The sequence below is a fragment of the Pantoea eucrina genome (genome assembly GCF_020079945.1).
In the GTDB taxonomy this organism is placed as follows: Bacteria; Pseudomonadota; Gammaproteobacteria; order Enterobacterales; family Enterobacteriaceae; genus Pantoea; species Pantoea eucrina.
The window spans coordinates 2,661,708-2,680,555 of sequence record NZ_CP083448.1 but is presented as its reverse complement, the minus strand read 5'-3'; the positions used below and the strand labels follow the sequence as shown (position 1 = coordinate 2,680,555).

Here is an 18,848-nt window from a genome sequence, read left to right as displayed (position 1 = left end):
AGTAAGATTAAGGGGTTTACATGCGGATTTACGCACGCTGTATCGGCGCGCTGCTGTCAGGCGCGCTGGCGCTGAATGTTTTTGCCGATACCGGACAGGGCTGGCAGCCGGTTAATGACATTATCCGCAAAAGCGATCGCGATCCGCGCAGCTATCAGGCGATTACCCTGAACAACGGTATGACGGTGCTGCTGGTTTCAGACGCTGAGGCCCCGAAGTCGCTGGCGGCGCTGACGCTGCCGATTGGCTCGCTGGACGATCCCGACCAGCAGCCCGGGCTGGCGCACTATCTGGAGCATATGGTGCTGATGGGCTCAAAACGTTACCCCCAGCCCGATAATCTTGCGGAATTTCTCAAAATGCACGGCGGCAGTCACAACGCCAGCACCGCCTCTTACCGCACCGCATTCTATCTGGAAGTGGAGAACGATGCGCTGCAGCCTGCGGCAGATCGCCTGGCGGATGCGATTGCGGAGCCGCTGCTCGATCCGGTTAACGCCGATCGCGAACGTCACGCCGTCAACGCAGAGCTGACGATGGCGCGCTCGCGGGACGGGCTGCGCATGGCGCAGGTCAGTGCTGAGACGCTGAATCCGCAGCATCCGGGTTCGCGTTTCTCCGGAGGCAACCTGGAGACGCTGAGTGATAAACCGGGCAGCAAACTGCAGCAGGCGCTGCGCGACTTCTACCGTACCCACTATTCTGCCAGCCTGATGAAAGCAGTGATTTACAGCAATAAACCGCTCTCTGAGATGGCGCAGATGGCCGCCGCCACCTTTGGGCGCGTCGCGGCACATCCGGCTAGCGTGCCGGAGATAGATGTACCGGTGGTCACCGGGGCGCAGAAAGGCATCATTATTCACTACGTGCCGGCTCAGCCGCGTAAACAGCTGAAGATTGAGTTTCGGATCGCGAACAACAGCGCCGATTTCCGCAGCAAAACAGATACGCTGATTGGCTATCTGCTGGGTAACCGCAGCGCCAATACGCTGAATGACTGGCTGCAGAAGCAGGGACTGGCCGATGGCGTGACCGCAGGGGCCGATCCGGTCACCGAGCGCAGCAGCGGCGTCTTTGCTATTTCTGTGTCGCTGACGGATAAAGGGCTGACGCAACGCGATGAAGTCGTGGCCGCCATTTTCAGCTACCTCGATATGCTGCGCCGCAACGGCATTGATAAGCGCTATTTTGACGAGGTATCGCATGTGCTGGCGCTTGATTACCGCTATCCGTCAATTACCCGTGATATGGACTACATTCAGTGGCTGGCCGACACCATGCTGCGTGTGCCGGTCGCGCACACGCTGGATGCGCCTTACCTTGCCGATCGCTTCGATCCTGCAGCGGTAGCGGCACGCCTTGGTGAGATGACGCCGCAAAATGCCCGCATCTGGTATATCAGCCCGCAGGAGCCGCACAATCAGCAGGCCTACTTTGTTAATGCGCCGTATCAGGTTGATAAAATCAGCGCCGCGCAGTACAGCGACTGGCAGCAGCGTGCAGCGCATATCACGCTCTCTTTGCCCGCGCTCAATCCCTATATTCCCACTGACTTTTCACTGATTGCACGCGACGGGAAAAACTACACGCATCCGATTGTGCTCAGTAATGACGCGGCAATGCGTATTTTATGGATGCCGAGCCGGTTCTATCCTGACGAGCCAAAAGCGGCGATTACCCTGGCGCTACGCAATAAGGCAACGATCGGCGACGCGCGTCAGCAGGTGCTGTTTGGTCTGAATGATTATCTCTCCAGCCAGGCGCTGGATGAGCTCAACTCGCAGGCGTCGGTGGGTGGCATCAGTTTCTCCGTGGGAGAAGATGATGGCCTGGTGTTTAACGCCAGCGGATTTACCCAGCGTTTGCCGCAGCTGCTGCAGGAGCTGGTCGCCGGTTACAGCAGCTTCCGTCCGGATGAAGCGCAGCTCGCTCAGGCTAAATCCTGGTATCGCGACCGTCTGGATGCGGCTGAAAAAGGCAAAGCGTTTGAACAGGCGATCCAGCCGATGCAGATGCTGTCGCAGCTGCCCTATACCCAGCGCGACGAACGCCGCCGGTTGCTGCCGGAGATCACGCTGCAGGAGGTGATCGCCTGGCGTGACGCGCTGCTGCATCAGTCGACACCAGAGATGCTGGCGGTGGGTAATCTCTCAGCAAAAGAGACGGAAGCGCTTGGCGTGGCCCTGAAAGCGCAGCTGCAGAGCAGCGGAGAGGCACCGTGGCGCAGTGACTATGTTGTGGTGGATAAACCGATCAAGGCGAACCTGCAGCAGGCGGGAAGCAGCAGCGATTCCGCGCTGGCGGCGCTCTATGTGCCTGTCGGGTATGATGAATATCAGAGCATGGCCGCCAGTACGCTGCTGAGTCAGATTATCCAGCCGTGGTTTTATAACCAGCTGCGCACGGAAGAGCAGCTGGGCTATGCCGTCTTTACCTATCAGATGCCGATAGGCCGCCAGTGGGGCATCGGTTTTCTGCTGCAGAGCAACAGCCGGCAGCCTGCGTTCCTGCTGCAGCGCTTCCAGGCATTCTATCCGCAGGCAGAACAGCGGCTGCGCAGCATGAAGCCCGAGACCTTTGCGCAGTACCAGCAGGCGATGATCAATGAGCTGAAACAGCGTCCTCAGACGCTGGAGGAGGAAGCCAATCGCTACAGTCGTGACTTCAGCCGTCAGAACTATGCGTTCGATACGCGAGAGAAAGTGATTGCGCAGGTGCAGCAGCTGACGCCGGCGCAGCTGGCCACTTTCTTCCGGCAGGCGATCCGGCAGCAGGGAATGGCGATGATTTCCCAGATCAGCGGTACGCAGGAGAGCGCACCGCAGGCAGATTACGCAGCGCTACCTGGCTTTACCACCTGGGCGGCGCTGGCGCAGCTGCAGCAGTCGCTGCCGGTTAAGAGTGATACGCCATGAGTCAGCGTGCTGAATCCCTCAATCCGCTGACGCTGCCGCTGCGCGGCGAGCGCCTGATTGAGGCCTCTGCCGGTACGGGTAAAACCTTTACCATCGGCCTGCTTTATCTGCGTCTGCTGCTGGGGCTGGGCGAAGAGAACGCTTATAGTCGCCCGCTCTCGGTAGAAGAGATTCTGGTGGTGACGTTCACCGAAGCGGCGACGGCAGAGCTGCGCGGTCGTATCCGCGCGAATATCCACGCGCTGCGGCTCGCCTGTATTCGCGGCGTCAGCAGCGATGCGATGCTGACCGCACTGCTGCAGGCGATCCCGCAGCGGGAAGAGGCCGCCTCGCTGCTGCTGGCGGCGGAAAGACAGATGGATGAAGCCGCTATTTTCACCATCCACGGCTTCTGCCAGCGTATGCTCAATCTTAACGCGTTTGAGTCCGGCATGCTGTTTGAACAGCAGCTGATTGAAGATGAGCATCCGCTCCTGCGTCAGGCAACGGCTGATTTCTGGCGGCGTCACTGCTATCCGCTGACGCTGGATATCGCGCGCGTGATTGTCACCGAATGGCTGGGGCCGGAACAGCTGCTGGCTACCCTGCGCCCGTGGCTGCAGGGAGAGTCGCCCTCGCTGCGGCTGCCGCCGGATGACCAGGAGACGCTTGCGTCGCGGCATGCACGTAATATGGCGCGCATCGCGGAGATCAAAGCGCAGTGGCGAACGCTGGGTGATGACGTGCAGACGCTGGTTGAGCAGTCGGGCGTGGATAAGCGCAGCTACAGCAGCAAACATCTGCCCGCCTGGGTCAGTAAAGTGAGCCAGTGGGCCCATAGCGACAGCAGTGATTACCAGGTTCCGCCCGAGCTGGCACGCTTCGGGCAGCGGATACTGGATGAGAAAACCAAAAAAGGCGACGCCCCGCGGCACGCGCTGTTCAGCGCAATTGACGCGTTTCTGGCTGAACCGCTGTCGCTGCGTGATGTGGTCATTGCTCGGGCGCTGACCGAAGTGCGTGAGGCGGTGCATAAACAGAAGCGGCTGCAGGCGCTGCTGGGCTTTGACGATCTGCTGAGCCGGCTTGATGATGCGCTGCAGCAGGCGGGCGGCGCGCAGCTGGCGCAGCTGATCCGGCAGCGCTACCCGGTGGCGCTGATCGATGAATTTCAGGATACCGATCCGCAGCAGTACCGGATTTTCCGTACGCTCTATATGCATCAGCCTGAACATGCGCTACTGCTAATAGGCGATCCCAAACAGGCGATCTACGCTTTCCGCGGGGCGGATATTTTTACCTATATCCGGGCGCGTAATGAAATTGCGGCGCACTATACGCTGGACACTAACTGGCGCTCGTCACCCGCGATGGTAGAGAGCGTAAACCAGCTTTTCTCGCGCTTGCCGGCTCCCTTTCTGTTTGCTGAAATTCCGTTTTTGCCGGTGCAGTTTGCGCCGCCTAACCAGGCGCTGTCGCTAAAGGCAGAGGGCAGAGAGCAGCCCGCGCTGCGCTTCTGGCTGCAGCCCGGCAGCGGTGCCAGCGTCAGCGAATATCAGCAGCAAATGGCAAAGCAGTGCGCAATGGATATCAGCCGCTGGCTGCAGGCGGGGCAGCAGGGCGAGGCGATGCTGGGAAAAGGGCCGGCGCTGCGGCCCGTACAGGCATCGGATATCACGGTGCTGGTGCGCAGCCGCAACGAAGCGAATCAGATCCGCGAAGCGCTGGCGCAGCTCGCGATCCCCTCAGTCTATCTCTCTAACCGCGACAGCGTTTACACGACACCGGAAGCGCGCGAGCTGCTCTGGCTGCTGCGCGCTATTCTGGCTCCGGAACAGGAGCGGATGCTGCGTACGGCGCTGGCGACTTCGCTATTTGCGCTGGATGCGGCTCAGCTGGATGCGCTCGATCGCGATGCGCGCGGCTGGGACACGCTGGTAGATACCTTTGCGCGCTGGCAGCGCCTCTGGCATCAGCGCGGTGTGTTGCCAATGCTGCGGGAAATTATGCTGGAGCGCCAGCTGGCCGAAAATATGCTGGCGTCGGAAAATGGCGAGCGCCGCCTGACCGATCTGCTGCATCTGGGGGAGCTGCTGCAGGAAGCGGCATCGCAGCTTGACAGCCCGCATGCGCTGGTACGTTATCTGGCACAGCAGATAGCGCGGCCCGACAGTCAGTCGGCCAGCCAGCAGCTGCGACTGGAGAGCGACCGCCATCTGGTGCAGATCGTCACCATCCATAAATCCAAAGGGCTGCAGTATCCGCTGGTCTGGCTGCCGTTTGCAGCCGGGTTCCGTGAAGCAGATATTGCGCTTTACCACGACCGCGATAATTTCAGCGCGGTGCTGGATTTGCAGGGCGATGAGCAGAGCCTGGCGCTGGCGGAACAGGAGCGACTGGCAGAAGATCTTCGCCTGCTTTATGTTGCGCTGACGCGCTCTGTGTATCACTGCAGCATCGGCGTGGCGCCGCTGTTTCGCGGCGCGCGCAAAAAAGAAGGCGAGAGCGACCTGCATAAAAGTGCGCTGGGCTATCTGCTGCAGCGCGGCGAAGCGGCGACGGCAGAGCAGCTCGGCGCGCTGCTGGAAGCGCTGAACGGCGAAGGGTGCGAGGTGGTGATGGCCGATCGTGCTGAAGCCGCACGCTGGCAGGTGCAGGCTGGCGTACGCGACGATCTGCATGCACGCGCGATATCGCGCCAGCTGGCTGAATCGTGGCGCGTGACCAGCTATTCAGGTCTGCAGCAGCACAGCGCGCATCGCCTGCTGGAGGTGGTGCCCCACTTCGACCTGGAAGCGGCGGGTGAAGAGCAGCAGGCGGCGACCGAAGAGGTTGTGCTGACGCCACATCATTTTCCGCGCGGTGCCGCACCGGGTACGTTTCTGCATGAGCTGTTTGAGTCGATCGACTTTACCCAGCCGCCAGGGACGGAGCTGCTGGAGCAGCATCTGCAGCAGAACGGCTACCCGCTGCACTGGCAGCCGGTGCTGAGCAGCTGGATTGAGCGGGTTGTGACTACGCCGCTTAATGCGCAGCAGATCCGGCTGGCTGACGTGGCCGCACGCGACCGCCTGATTGAGATGGAGTTTTATCTGCCTATCAGCGCTCTGCTTACCGCTCCCGCGCTGGACCGGCTGATGCGCCAGCATGACCCGCTCTCTGCGCAGGCGCCCGCACTTAACTTCAGTCAGGTGCAGGGCATGCTCAAAGGCTTTATCGACCTGGTGTTTCGCCGGGACGGAAAATATTACCTGCTGGATTATAAATCCAACTGGCTGGGGGAGAGTCATGAAGCCTATACCCCGGATGCCATGGCACAGGCGATGATTGACCATCGCTACGATTTGCAGTATCAGCTCTATACGCTGGCGCTGCACCGGTTTCTGCAGCACCGGCTGCCCGATTACGACTATGAGCAGCATATGGGCGGCGTGTTTTATCTGTTTTTGCGCGGTATGGATGGCAGTTCGCCTGATAATGGCGTCTTTTTCACCCGTCCTGCCGCTGAATTTGTCACACAACTTGATAGCCTGTTTCGCGGGCAGGGAGAGGATGCATGAGCGATATCACTACGCTATTAAAGCAGGCAACAGAGCTGCGGCTGCTGCGCCCGCTGGACGTGCAGTTTGCTCAGCTGATAGCCACCAGCGATGAACCCGCCCGCTTACTGGCTGCTGCCTGTCTCAGCGCTGAAGCCGGAGAAGGGCATGTCTGCCTGCCGCTGGCCCAGCTTAACCGCGAGCAGCTGTTTCGCGGCCGTCATCCCGAACTGGCGCAGGCGATCTGGCAGGCAGCAGGCGATCCGCACGACTGGCACAGCCTGCTGGCGGGCTGGGATGCGCTCAGCTCCCGCGATCGCGCGGCCCCTGTTGTACTGAGCGACGACCGGCTCTATCTGCATCGCTTATGGCATCATGAAGGTGACGTGGCGCGCTTTTTCCATCCTCAGGCTGCGCCGCAGCCGTTTGCCCCGGAGCAGGTACGCAGCGTGCTGGATGCGCTGTTTGGCACCGCGCCGGATGACTGGCAGAAGATTGCCGCTGCTGTCGCATTAACGCAGAAGACCGCGGTGATTTCCGGCGGGCCGGGCACCGGCAAAACCACCACCGTGGCAAAACTGCTGGCGGCGCTGATCCGCCTGAGCGACGGCGCGCTGCGCATTCAGCTGGCGGCCCCAACCGGCAAAGCGGCGGCGCGCCTGACGGAGTCACTGGGAAAAGCGCTGCAGCAGCTGGCGGTCAGCGAGCAGGAGCGCCAGCGCTTTCCGGAGGAGGCCACCACGCTGCATCGCCTACTGGGCGCACAGCCTGAAACGCAGCGTTTGCGTTACCATGCCGGTAATCCGCTGCATCTCGATGTGCTGGTGGTGGATGAAGCTTCCATGGTGGATCTCGGCATGATGGCCAGCCTGATTGCCGCGCTGCCATCGCAGGCGCGGGTAATTTTTCTCGGCGACCGCGACCAGCTTGCCTCCGTAGAGGCGGGAGCGGTACTGGGCGATATCTGTCGCTGTGCGGAGGCGGGCTACAGTCCGGTGCGCGCCACGCAGCTGACGCTGATGACCGGCTGTGAGATCGGCGGCAGTAATGAAACCGCAGCACCCGCGGTGCGCGATGCGATCTGCCTGCTGCGTAAAAGCTACCGTTTTGATGCCAGCTCCGGCATCGGCCAGCTGGCAGCAGCCGTTAACGCCGGTGATGCGCAGGCGGTGGAGCGCGCCTTTCAGAGCAATTTCAGTGATATTGCGCGTGCGCCGCTAAACAGCGGTGAAGCGTATCAGCGAATGCTGAATGAGATTGGTGCTGGTTATCGGGACTTTCTGCAGCAGGTAGCTGAGGATGCCGCGCCGGCTGATATCCTCGCCTCTTTCGGCCGCTATCAGCTGCTGTGCGCGCTGCGCGAAGGGCCGTTTGGCGTGGAAGGACTCAATCAGCGTATTGAGCAGAAGCTGATACAGCTGCAGCTGATCCGTCGCCCCGCAGGCGGCAGCCGCTGGTATCCGGGACGGCCGGTAATGGTCACGCGCAATGACAGCGCGCTGGGCCTGTTTAACGGCGATATCGGTATCACGCTGACAGACGAGGAGGGCGTGCTGAAGGTCTTCTTCCCGCTGCCGGACGGGACCATCAAAGCGGTCCAGCCGAGCCGACTGCCGGCACACGATACCGCCTGGGCCATGACGGTGCACAAGTCGCAGGGTTCGGAGTTTGAGCACACCGCGCTGGTGATGCCGGCCCAGTTTTTACCGGTGCTGACGCGGGAGTTAATTTATACCGCGATTACGCGTGCCCGCAGGCAGCTGACGCTCTACAGTGATGAAAACATTTTCCGTCGCGCAGTCCAGCTGCGCACGCAGCGCCGCAGCGGCCTGCTGTCACGGCTTGGCGCGACGTCTGACGCGTAAAGCTTCGTACAGGATAATGTGGCCAGGGCAGGGCGCCATAAATGGCGCCCCTACGAAAAATATCACCGGTCTGTAGGGGCCGCATTAATGCGGCCCTGGGGGAAAATAACGCGGCCCGGAATTTCCCGTGTGGCCAGGGCGCCATAAATGGCGCCCCTACAGGATCACGCAGGGGCCGCATTTATGCGGCCCTGGAATACGTGGCTTATTTTAAATCTGCCATCAGCACCTTTGAACGACGCTGATAGTTATACATCTGCTGCTTGCTCTCTGGCAGCGACTCAATATCTACTGGCGTAAAGCCCCGCTCCTGAAACCAGTGAATGCTGCGGGTGGTGAGCACAAACAGCTTTTTTAACCCCATCTGCCGCGCCTGTAGCGCCACGCGATCCAGCAGCAGCTCGCCGCGTGATGAGCTGCGATAGTCGGGATGTACTGCCACACACGCCATTTCGCCAATCTGCTCATCCGGGAACGGGTAGAGCGCGGCACAGGCGATGGTCATATTATCGCGCTGGATGATGGTAAACTTATCGATCTCCATCTCCAGCTGTTCACGCGAGCGCCGTACCAGAATACCCTGCTGCTCCAGCGGACGGATCAGTTCCAGGATGCCGCCAATATCGTTGATGTTGGCGCGCCGGATCTGCTCAGCAGATTCCATAACAATCTGTGTACCGATACCGTCGCGTGAGAAGAGCTCCTGCAGCAGTGCGCCATCCTCCTGATAGCTGATCAGATGGCTGCGGCGCACGCCGCTGCGACACGCTTTCACCGCGCCGCGCAGAAAGCGCACCGTACCGGACAGAAAATCGCCGTCGCTCTCCATCTCATCAATGCGCGCCTGCGCATCACCGGGAAACAGCTCTGAAATAATTGTGCCAGCGCGATCGGTCACGCCCTGCTCGGAGCAGAAGCCAATCATCTTCTCTGCCTTGAGCTTGATGGCGAGCTGCGTGGCAACCTCTTCTGAGGTGAGATTAAAGCTTTCGCCGGTTACAGAGACGGCGACCGGGCCGAGCAGTACAATCGCGTTATTATCCAGCTGGCGGTGAATCGCCTCTTCATCAATACGGCGAATGCGTCCGCTGTGACAGTAGTCAACGCCATCATCCACGCCCAGCGGCTGGGCAATGATAAAGTTACCGCTGACGACATTAATATGCGCGCCCTGCAGCGGCGTGTTGTTAAGGCTCATCGACAAACGCGCCGTAATATCAAGCTGCAGACGGCCCGCCGCCTGCTTTACCAGCTCCAGCGATTGCGCATCGGTCACGCGGGTGTGTTTGTGATAGAGAGGCTCCAGCTGCTGCTGCGCCATGCTGGCATCAATCTGCGGACGTGCGCCATAGACCACCACCAGACGGATGCCCAGGCTATGCAGCAGGCCAATATCGTTAACGATACTGGAGAAGTTTTCATGCTCAATGGCTTCGCCGCCCAGCATGATGACAAACGTCTTGTTGCGATGGGCATTAATATAGGGAACGGTATGGCGAAAACCCTGAACCAGCTCGGTACTGCGTTCCTTCACGGTGCACCCTCTGTGAATGGTTATTCGTAATTAGTGTATTTTTATTCTGTTTTTCGCCGTATTGCAAGCGTTGCGCCTGACGTTACTTTACGATTTTTCAGATGCATCCGTTGATAACAGCCTGCATTATCTGGCTTTTCCGACGAGACAAGCGTTGCCAGATTGGATAAAGTTTTCGCTTTCTGAGCGTCGGCTGACGCAGATTTATACATAACACAGTAGTTGGAGTGGCATGTCCCAGGCTTTTTCCCGAAGACGGTTATTACAAGGTGCCGGTGCGCTATGGCTACTTAGCGTAACGCGTACCGGGCTGGCAGCGAGTCAGCACATTGTTGCGGTACGCATCTGGCCTTCATCAACGTACTCCCGCGTCACGCTGGAGTCGAATATCCCGCTGCACTACAAGCAGTTTGCGTTGAGCAACCCTGAACGCCTGGTCATTGATATCAAAAATCTGCATATCAATCCGGCGCTGAAAGGCATCAATAAGCTGGTGCGCACAGACGATCCCTTTATCAAAACGGCCCGGGTCGGGCAGTTTGATCCGCACACGGTACGGATTGTGCTGGAGCTGAAGCGTAACGTCGCACCAAAAACCTTTACCCTGGCGCCCGTGGCCGGTATCAAAAACCGGCTGGTGGTGGATCTGTATCCCAGTCAGGCATCGCACGCCGACGATCCGCTGCTGGCGCTGCTCAACGATTACAACAAAGGCGATCTGGAGCGCGATCAGCCTGCGCAGGCACCGTTGCCGGGTAAGGCGGGGCGCGATCGTCCGATCATTATCATGATCGATCCCGGACACGGCGGCGAAGATCCCGGTGCGCACGGCAAATACAAAACGCGTGAAAAGGATATTGTGCTGAAGATTGGTCGCTACCTGCGGGCATTGATCGATAAAGAGCACAATATGAAAGCCTACATGACGCGTAACGAAGATGTGTTTATTCCACTGCGCGTGCGGGTGGCAAAAGCGCGCAAGCAGCGTGCCGATCTGTTTGTTTCGATTCATGCCGATGCGTTTACCAGCCGGGCAGCGCGTGGCTCTTCGGTATTCGCGCTCTCCACGCGCGGCGCGACCTCTGCCGCAGCCCGTTTCCTGGCACAGACGCAGAACGAAGCCGATCTGATTGGCGGCGTCAGCATGAGCGGCGATCGCTATCTCGACCACACGATGTTCGATATGGTGCAGCGTCAGACCATCAGTGACAGCCTGAAATTTGGCAAAGAGGTACTGGCGCGCATGGGGCACATCAATCATCTGCATAAGCGTACGGTTGATCAGGCGGGTTTTGCCGTGCTGAAAGCGCCCGATATCCCGTCAATTCTGGTTGAGACGGCGTTTATCAGTAACGTGGAGGAGGAGCGCAAGCTGCGAACCGCACGCTATCAGCATCAGGTGGCCGAAGCGATTTTTCACGGTATCAAAGCCTATTTTGATAAAGGCGGCGTGCTGGCACGGCGGTAAGGGCAGGGCGGCAGCAATGCCGCTTTTTTCCGGCGGCAGAAACAAAAAAACACCCGTTAAGGTGTTTTATGTTTCTTCATCAGAAGAATTGGTTGCGGGGGCCGGATTCGAACCGACGACCTTCGGGTTATGAGCCCGACGAGCTACCAGGCTGCTCCACCCCGCGTCCGTCTGTCGCACTGAGCGACGTTTCACATTGTATTCTTCTTAAGACAATTGGTTGCGGAGGCCGGATTTGAACCGACGACCTTCGGGTTATGAGCCCGACGAGCTACCAGGCTGCTCCACCCCGCGTCCGTCTGTCGCCTGAGCGACACTTCATATTGTCTCTTCATTAAGAAGAATTGGTTGCGGGGGCCGGATTTGAACCGACGACCTTCGGGTTATGAGCCCGACGAGCTACCAGGCTGCTCCACCCCGCGTCCGTGGATGCGCACTATACACCTGGCGCGTGACGATGCAACCCCTTTTTGCGCTTAACGGGTGAAATCCATAAGCAGTTGCTGAATAATGTCGCATCCGGATGAAAAAACGTACAGATGTGAAGGCGATGGCGGGTGGCAGATTTCATTATGACCAGGGCTTTGCTATCGTCGCCGGGCGAACAACCGACAACAAGAGAGAGTCATGAACGGACACCAGGTAAAGTATGCACTCACTGGCGCATTTCTGGCGCTATTAGCGGGTTGTAGCTCAAAGCCGACCGATCGCGGTCAGCAATATATTGATGGCAAGCTGGAGCAACCGCTCGGGCTGGTTAATGAGCCTAATGCCAAAGGGCGTCCGGTTAACGGGCAGGATTTCGGCCTGCAGGTGCAGCAGATTCAGTCCGCTTCCTCGCGTCTGTTCAGCCGTAATAATGACACCTACAGCGCTATCCAGAACTGGCTGCTTTCGGGTGCAGATACGCGTCAGCTGCGTCAGTTCGGCCTGAATGCGTTTCAGATGGAAGGCACCGACAATTATGGCAACGTGCAGTTTACCGGTTACTACACGCCGGTAGTGGAAGCGCGTTATACCCGGCAGGGCGAGTTTCAGTATCCTATTTACCGCATGCCGCCGCGCCCGCGCGGGGCGAAGCTGCCGAGCCGCGCCGGCATTTATAGCGGCGCGCTCGATGAGCGCTACGTTATCGCCTGGAGCAACTCACTGATCGACAACTTTATGATGGATGTGCAGGGCAGCGGCTACGTCGATTTTGGGGACGGACGTCCGCTGCGCTTCTTTGGCTACGGCGGTAAAAATGGCTGGGCTTATCACAGCATCGGTAAAGAGCTGATCGATCGCGGTGAAGTCAAACGCGAAGATATGTCGATGCAGGCCATCCGGCAGTGGGCTGAGGAGCATTCACCGCAGGAAGTGCGTGATGTGCTGGAGACCAACCAGTCCTTTGTCTTCTTTAAACCTGAAGAGTACGTGCCGGTGCGGGGTGCCAGCGCAGTTCCGCTGATTGCCAAAGCGTCGGTTGCCTCTGACCGCTCTCTGATCCCGGCGGGCACGGCACTGCTGGCGGAAGTGCCGCAGCTGAATGCAAAAGGTAAGTTCAACGGTAAGTATGAAATGCGTCTGATGGTGGCGCTGGACGTCGGTGGCGCAATCAAAGGCCAGCACTTTGATATCTATCAGGGCGTAGGCCCGGACGCCGCACATCTGGCCGGCTTCTATAACCACTACGGCCGCGTCTGGGTACTGAAGACGGCTCCCGGTGCCGGGCAGCCGCTGTTCAGCACTGCGCAAAACGGCAATAACGGTTCACTGCTGACCGGTGCAAATTGATACACTGACAGCCAGCTCTCTGCAGGAGAGTACATTATCGGGTGCGCCACGCGGCGCACCGCATTCCGGAGTAAAGGTCAGATATGAAAGTGGTAAGCGACGCCTGGCGACAGCGCTTTGGCGGAACGGCGCGTCTTTATGGACAGGAGGCGCTGCAGCAGTTTGCAGAGGCGCATTTCTGCGTAATTGGTATTGGCGGCGTAGGCTCCTGGGCCGCTGAAGCGCTGGCGCGTACCGGCATCGGACACATTACGCTGATCGATATGGATGATGTCTGTATTACCAATACAAACCGGCAGATCCATGCGCAGCAGGGCAATGTCGGTCAGGCAAAAACGGAAGTCATGGCCGCCCGTATCCGCGCCATCAATCCGGAGTGCATTGTCACCTGCATTGACGACTTTATCACGCCGCAAAACACCGCCGAATTGCTCTCTGCCGGGTTTGACTATGTGATTGATGCCATCGACAGCGTGCGGCCGAAAGCGGCGCTGATTGCCTGGTGCCGGCGTAATAAAGTCCCGCTTATTACCACCGGCGGGGCAGGCGGACAGATCGATCCCACGCAGATTCAGGTCAGCGATTTGGCGAAAACCATCCAGGATCCGCTGGCGGCTAAACTGCGCGAGCGCCTGAAAAGTGATTTTGGCGTGGTAAAAAACAGTAAGGGCAAACTGGGCATCGACTGCGTGTTTTCCACTGAAGCGCTGGTCTATCCGCAGCCCGACGGCAGCGTATGCGCCTCGCGCAGCACGGCAGAAGGCCCGAAGCGGATGGATTGCGCTGCAGGCTTCGGGGCGGCAACCATGGTGACCGCCACGTTTGGATTTATCGCCGTATCGCACGCGCTGAAGAAGTTTCAGGCGCGCAGGGCGCGTCAGGCTGCCTGACGCGCCGCGCGCATTACCGCCTCTGCCAGCGCCTGCAGGCCGCTGCTGCGTGACGCGCTCAGCTGCGCGCGCAGTCCCAGCGTATCAAACAGCGCCAGCGGATCCTGCGCCAGCAGCTGTGCCGGGGTTTTTCCTTCGGTGGCGGTCAGCAGCACGGCCAGCAGGCCACGCACAATCCGCCCCTCACTGTCGCCATAAAAATGCAGCGTGCCGTCAGGCAGCTGCTGGCTGCTGAGCCAGACGCGGTTTTCGCAGCCGCTCAGCTCGATCTCCGCACACTTCAGTTCTTCCGGCAGCGCCGGCAGCTGACGGCTGAGCTGAATCAGCTGCCGGTAGCGATCCTCCCACTGCTGAAAGCGGGCAAACGTATCGGTCAGCCCCTGGGCGGTGATCGTATGGCCAAAGGGGTGGGGAGCGAGCAGGGTTGTCATGAGATTATTCACCTAAAAGGTTCACGGCGCAGTGCATGGCGCGCACCAGCGCATCCACATCCTGCAGGTTATTATAAGGCGCGAACGAGACGCGCAGCGTACCGCTGACGCCCAGAGCTGCCATCAGCGGCTGCGCGCAGTGCTGCCCGGCACGCAGCGCAATGCCCTGTTCAGCCAGCAGCGTGACGATATCGCTGTGATGGATCCCCGCAATATCAAAGGCAAGCAGGCTGGAAGAGCCGCAGCGGAAGCTGCGAAAGCCGGGCAGCGCGCTTAGCTGCTCTTCGGCCAGGCAGGCGAGCTGCTGACTCCACATCTCCGCTTTTTCCTGATGATGGTGCGACAGCCAGTTCAGCGCCGCGCTGAGGCCCACCACACCTGCCACGTTGGGCGTTCCGGCCTCAAAGCGCCACGGTACCGGCTGCGGCGTAAATCCGCTGAAGTCAACCTGCGTCAGCATTTTGCCGCCGCCCTGCCACGGCTGCATCGACTCCAGCAACCCTGCTTTGCCATACAGCACGCCAATGCCCATCGGACCATAAAGTTTGTGGCCGGAAAACGCATAGAAGTCGATATCCAGCGCCTGCACGTCAGGCGGGCAGTGCACCACGCCCTGCGCGCCATCCACCATGACCTTTGCACCCGCCTCATGCGCCAGCGCGATAGCCTGCGCCAGATCCGGACAGCCGCCGGTGACGTTTGACATCTGGCTCACGGCCAGCAGGCGGGTGCGCGTGTTGATCAGCTCCGGCAGCAGGGCAATGTCGGGTCGGCGATCGGCTCCCAGCGGCCATTTCACTACCGTGGCGCCGCTTGCCTGAGCCACCATCAGCCACGGCACCAGGTTAGCGTGATGCTCCGCCTCGCTGACGATGATTTCATCACCCGGCTGCAGGCACGGTGCCAGCCAGCTGTACGCCACCAGATTGATCGCCTCAGTGGTGCCGCGCGTCCAGACAATCTGCCGATCGTCAGCGGCATTCAGCCACTGTGCGACCACGCCGCGCGCCTGTTCATACTGTGCCGTCAGCGCACGCGCCGCAGCAAACTGGCTGCGGTGCACGGTGCCGGCACTGAGCGAATAGAACTGTGCGGTGGCATCAATGACCGCCTGCGGCTTGAGCGCCGTGGCGGCGCTGTCAAGATAGACGCCGGCATCGTTTAGCGCAGGAAACTGCTGACGAAAAGCGCCAGGAGAGAAGATGGTCATATCGGGCCCACTCCGGTGATTTAGGGCCAGCCGTAACAGCAGGCTGCAGGCTGGCAAAGCTGTAAAAGCGCGTTATGCTCATTATGGCAAGGTTTGAACCGAAACCCGCATAACCCGTTCGCCATTTTCAGCCGTGCTTTCAGGCTGATGGCGCAATGTCGTGGCTGCGGGCGGTTTAATGCAATCAATCTGCAAGGAGATAGAAGATGAACAAACTTACCGCAGTGCTGGCTGTCTGCACCATGGCATTTACCCTGGCGGCCTGTTCCAGCAACTATGTTATGCACACGAACGATGGCCGCACGATTGTCGCTGACGGCAAGCCAAAAGTTGATGATGATACCGGTATGATCAGCTATAAAGATGCCAATGGCAATGAGCAGCAGATTAACCGCTCTGATGTGAAAGAGATGGTTGAGATGGGGCAGTAAAATTACGCAAAAAAAAGCACCGCAATTTGCGGTGCTACATAAAATCACTTTGGACAGACAGGGTAAATCTCAGGAATTAAAAGTTTGATCTGCAAGATTCAGATCAAAAAATGCAAACACAACATCACGACCACAAGCCAAAAGCTCTCCAAAAGTCTGCGATCTCTCGCACGTTTTCAGAAAACTTTTCGTTCCGGCTCTGGAAGTGCGGCAACTATAGGTATTTGCTGGAGCTTCCTCAACGGACAAATTATAATGTCTCGGATTAAAAAATCTAATAGCTGACGACGTTGTATAAGTTGCAGTTTTACACTATGAATCCATCTGTGGAAAACCATGTCTAAACGCCTTCCGCCGCTCAATGCTTTACGTGTTTTTGATGCGGCTGCCCGCTATCTGAGCTTTACCAAAGCCGCTGAAGAGCTGTTTGTGACCCAGGCGGCGGTGAGCCATCAGATCAAGTCGCTTGAGGATTTTCTCGGGCTCAAGCTGTTCCGCCGCCGCAACCGCTCGCTGCTGCTGACGGAAGAGGGGCAGAGTTACTATCTCGATATCAAAGAGATTTTTTCAGCGCTTAACGATGCGACCCGCAAGCTGCAGGCGCGCAGCGCTAAAGGGGCGCTCACGGTCAGCCTGCTGCCGAGCTTTGCGATTCAGTGGCTGGTTCCGCGTCTCTCCAGCTTTAATATGGCTTATCCGGGAATCGACGTGCGTATTCAGGCGGTAGACCGTGAAGAGGAGAAGCTGGCAGACGATGTTGACGTCGCTATCTTCTATGGCCGGGGCAACTGGCCAGGCCTGCGGGTGGATAAGCTCTACGCTGAATATCTGCTGCCGGTCTGCTCACCGCTGCTGCTCTCCGGCGATAATCCGCTGAAATCGCCCGCCGATCTGGCGCACTTTACGCTGCTGCATGATGCGTCGCGTCGTGACTGGCAGGCCTACACCCGCCAGCTGGGACTGCAGCATATCAATGTGCAACAGGGGCCTATTTTCAGCCACAGTGCCATGGTACTGCAGGCAGCGATCCACGGGCAGGGTGTGGCGCTGGCGAACAACGTGATGGCAGAGAGTGAGATCGAAGCAGGGCGCCTGGTCTGCCCGTTCAATGATGTGCTGGTAAGTAAAAACGCTTTTTATCTGGTTTGTCATGACAGTCAGGCAGAACTGGGTAAAATAGCCGCCTTTCGTCAGTGGATTCTGGAAAAAGCCGCTACCGAACAGGAAAAATTCCGTTTTCGCTACGATCACTAAGTTACCGTTCGCTGCACAGTGATGTGCGGCGGGACCATGAGGATAGATCGATGTCCAGTCGTGCCATGTTTATATTTGCAGCCATCAGCGGCTTCGTGCTGGTGGCGTTTGGTGCGTTTGGCGCGCACGTATTAAGTAAATCGCTGGGGCCATCTGAAATGGCGTGGATCCATACCGGCCTGGAGTATCAGGCTTACCACACGCTGGCGGTAATGGGACTGGGTGCCGCGATGCTGCGACGCGCTAATATCTGGTTTTACTGGAGCAGCGCAGCGATGGCGCTGGGTACCGTTCTTTTCAGCGGCAGTCTCTATTGCCTGGCGCTGTCGCACCTGCAGTTCTGGGTGTTTGTTACGCCGGCGGGAGGATTTTGCTTCCTGATCGGCTGGTTTTTGATGTTGATTGGCGCGCTGCGTCTGAAAACAAAGGCAGAACGCCATGAATAAAGTATTACTCTATTGTCGTCCCGGGTTTGAAAAAGAGTGCGCGGCAGAAATCAGCGCTAAAGCAGCAGAGCGGGAAATTTACGGCTTTCCGCGGGTAAAAGAAGAAGCGGGCTACGTGCTGTTTGAGTGCTATCAGCCAGAAGATGCAGAGAAGCTACTGCGCTCGCTACCGTTTGCTGAACTGATTTTTGCCCGGCAGATGCTGGTGGTTGGCGAGCTGCTGCGCGATTTACCTCCCGAAGATCGCATTACTCCCATTACCGGCATGCTGACCGGAGTGGTGGAGAAAGGGGGAGAGCTGCGGGTTGAGGTTCCGGATACCAACGAAGCTAAAGAGCTGACTAAATTTTGCCGCAAGCTGACGGTGCCGCTGCGTGCCAGCCTGCGCGCCAGCAATATCCTGCTCAATTATGAGAGTCCTAAGCGGCCGGTGGTGCACGTGTTTTTTATCGCTCCGGGCACCTGCTATGTAGGTTATTCGCTGCCGGAAAATAATTCGCCATTCTATATGGGGATCCCGCGACTGAAGTTTCCTTCTGACGCCCCCAGCCGCTCAACGCTGAAACTGGAAGAGGCGTTTCATGTGTTTGTGCCGGCCGATGAGTGGGACGAACGCCTGGGAAGCGGCATGTATGCGGTCGATCTGGGCGCCTGCCCGGGCGGCTGGACCTATCAGCTGGTGAAGCGCAGCATGTGGGTCTACGCGGTTGATAACGGCCCGATGGCACCGAGCCTGATGGATACCGGACAGGTTACCCACTGTCGTGAGGATGGTTTTAAGTTTCGCCCGCCGCGCAGCAATATCAGCTGGCTGGTATGCGATATGGTAGAAAAACCGGTGCGCGTGGCCACGTTAATGACTGAGTGGCTGGTAAACGGCTGGTGTCGTGAAGCGATTTTCAACCTCAAGCTGCCGATGAAAAAGCGCTATGAAGAGGTCACGCAGAATCTGGCGATGATGGATGAAGCGTTAAAAGCGCAGGGTATCAACGCCCAGATTCAGGCGCGTCAGTTGTATCACGATCGTGAAGAGGTAACGGTACACGTCCGGCGTATCTGGGCTGCTGCAGGCGGTCGCCGCGACGAACGCTGATCTGTCAGCAAGGGGCG

At 58.6% G+C, this 18,848-nt stretch carries 13 protein-coding genes and 3 tRNA genes; 10 read left to right on the top strand and 6 right to left on the bottom strand.

What is annotated here, in order from left to right; genetic code table 11:
- The first annotated feature begins 20 nt into the window (after positions 1–20).
- The 3 genes from ptrA to recD are packed head-to-tail and all read left to right on the top strand — an operon-like array spanning position 21 to position 8,298.
- Positions 21–2,915, top strand: a complete 2,895-nt coding sequence (ptrA, locus tag LAC65_RS12780) for a pitrilysin (RefSeq protein WP_039379947.1) — start codon at positions 21–23, stop codon at positions 2,913–2,915.
- A complete protein-coding gene (recB, locus tag LAC65_RS12775) occupies positions 2,912–6,454 on the top strand; it encodes an exodeoxyribonuclease V subunit beta (RefSeq protein WP_039379945.1) in 3,543 nt (1,180 codons plus the stop codon). The genes ptrA and recB overlap by 4 nt, the downstream gene beginning before the upstream one ends.
- Complete coding sequence (recD, locus tag LAC65_RS12770) at positions 6,451–8,298, top strand: exodeoxyribonuclease V subunit alpha (protein ID WP_039379943.1); 1,848 nt, start codon at positions 6,451–6,453, stop codon at positions 8,296–8,298. The genes recB and recD overlap by 4 nt, the downstream gene beginning before the upstream one ends.
- A gap of 205 nt (positions 8,299–8,503) precedes the next feature.
- Here the strand turns inward: recD and argA are convergent, their stop codons facing one another.
- Positions 8,504–9,832, bottom strand: coding sequence for an amino-acid N-acetyltransferase (argA, locus tag LAC65_RS12765; protein ID WP_039379941.1), 1,329 nt, complete (start codon positions 9,830–9,832; stop codon positions 8,504–8,506).
- A 232-nt stretch (positions 9,833–10,064) separates the two neighbouring features.
- On the opposite strand from argA, the gene amiC reads away from it, so the two are divergent.
- Positions 10,065–11,300 (top strand): N-acetylmuramoyl-L-alanine amidase AmiC, encoded by a 1,236-nt coding sequence (gene amiC / locus LAC65_RS12760; RefSeq protein ID WP_039379939.1) that lies wholly within the window; start codon positions 10,065–10,067, stop codon positions 11,298–11,300.
- Between the two features lie 89 nt (positions 11,301–11,389).
- Here amiC and LAC65_RS12755 read toward each other — a convergent pair.
- The 3 genes from LAC65_RS12755 to LAC65_RS12745 form a co-directional block, all read right to left on the bottom strand.
- A tRNA-Met gene (locus LAC65_RS12755) sits at positions 11,390–11,466 on the bottom strand.
- Between the two features lie 51 nt (positions 11,467–11,517).
- Positions 11,518–11,594 (bottom strand) — tRNA-Met (locus LAC65_RS12750).
- A 51-nt stretch (positions 11,595–11,645) separates the two neighbouring features.
- Positions 11,646–11,722 (bottom strand) — tRNA-Met (locus tag LAC65_RS12745).
- Between the two features lie 205 nt (positions 11,723–11,927).
- Here LAC65_RS12745 and mltA point away from each other — a divergent pair.
- Both mltA and tcdA read left to right on the top strand, forming a co-directional pair.
- The gene (gene mltA, locus LAC65_RS12740) at positions 11,928–13,076 is read left to right on the top strand and encodes a murein transglycosylase A (protein WP_039379937.1); all 1,149 of its coding nucleotides are present in this window, start codon (positions 11,928–11,930) and stop codon (positions 13,074–13,076) included.
- 83 nt (positions 13,077–13,159) lie between these two features.
- On the top strand, positions 13,160–13,966 hold the full coding sequence (gene tcdA / locus LAC65_RS12735; protein WP_039379935.1) for a tRNA cyclic N6-threonylcarbamoyladenosine(37) synthase TcdA: 807 nt from the start codon (positions 13,160–13,162) through the stop codon (positions 13,964–13,966).
- Here the strand turns inward: tcdA and csdE are convergent.
- Entirely contained in the window at positions 13,954–14,397 is a 444-nt protein-coding gene (gene csdE, locus LAC65_RS12730) for a cysteine desulfurase sulfur acceptor subunit CsdE (protein ID WP_039379933.1), read from the bottom strand. The two genes, tcdA and csdE, sit on opposite strands and share 13 nt — an antisense overlap.
- A 4-nt stretch (positions 14,398–14,401) precedes the next feature.
- Positions 14,402–15,607: a cysteine desulfurase CsdA gene (csdA, locus tag LAC65_RS12725; RefSeq protein ID WP_039379930.1), complete on the bottom strand. Its 1,206-nt coding sequence runs from the start codon at positions 15,605–15,607 to the stop codon at positions 14,402–14,404.
- Positions 15,608–15,813: 206 nt separating this feature from the next.
- On the opposite strand from csdA, the gene LAC65_RS12720 reads away from it, so the two are divergent.
- The 4 genes from LAC65_RS12720 (at position 15,814) to rlmM (ending at position 18,831) form a co-directional block, all read left to right on the top strand.
- Entirely contained in the window at positions 15,814–16,038 is a 225-nt protein-coding gene (locus LAC65_RS12720; RefSeq protein WP_039379928.1) for a YgdI/YgdR family lipoprotein, read from the top strand.
- 336 nt (positions 16,039–16,374) lie between these two features.
- Positions 16,375–17,292 (top strand): transcriptional regulator GcvA, encoded by a 918-nt coding sequence (locus LAC65_RS12715; protein ID WP_039379926.1) that lies wholly within the window; start codon positions 16,375–16,377, stop codon positions 17,290–17,292.
- A gap of 50 nt (positions 17,293–17,342) precedes the next feature.
- Complete coding sequence (locus tag LAC65_RS12710; RefSeq protein WP_039379923.1) at positions 17,343–17,738, top strand: DUF423 domain-containing protein; 396 nt, start codon at positions 17,343–17,345, stop codon at positions 17,736–17,738.
- Complete coding sequence (gene rlmM / locus LAC65_RS12705) at positions 17,731–18,831, top strand: 23S rRNA (cytidine(2498)-2'-O)-methyltransferase RlmM (RefSeq protein ID WP_039379921.1); 1,101 nt, start codon at positions 17,731–17,733, stop codon at positions 18,829–18,831. Before LAC65_RS12710 ends, rlmM begins: the two co-directional genes overlap by 8 nt.
- Positions 18,832–18,848 lie beyond the last annotated feature (17 nt).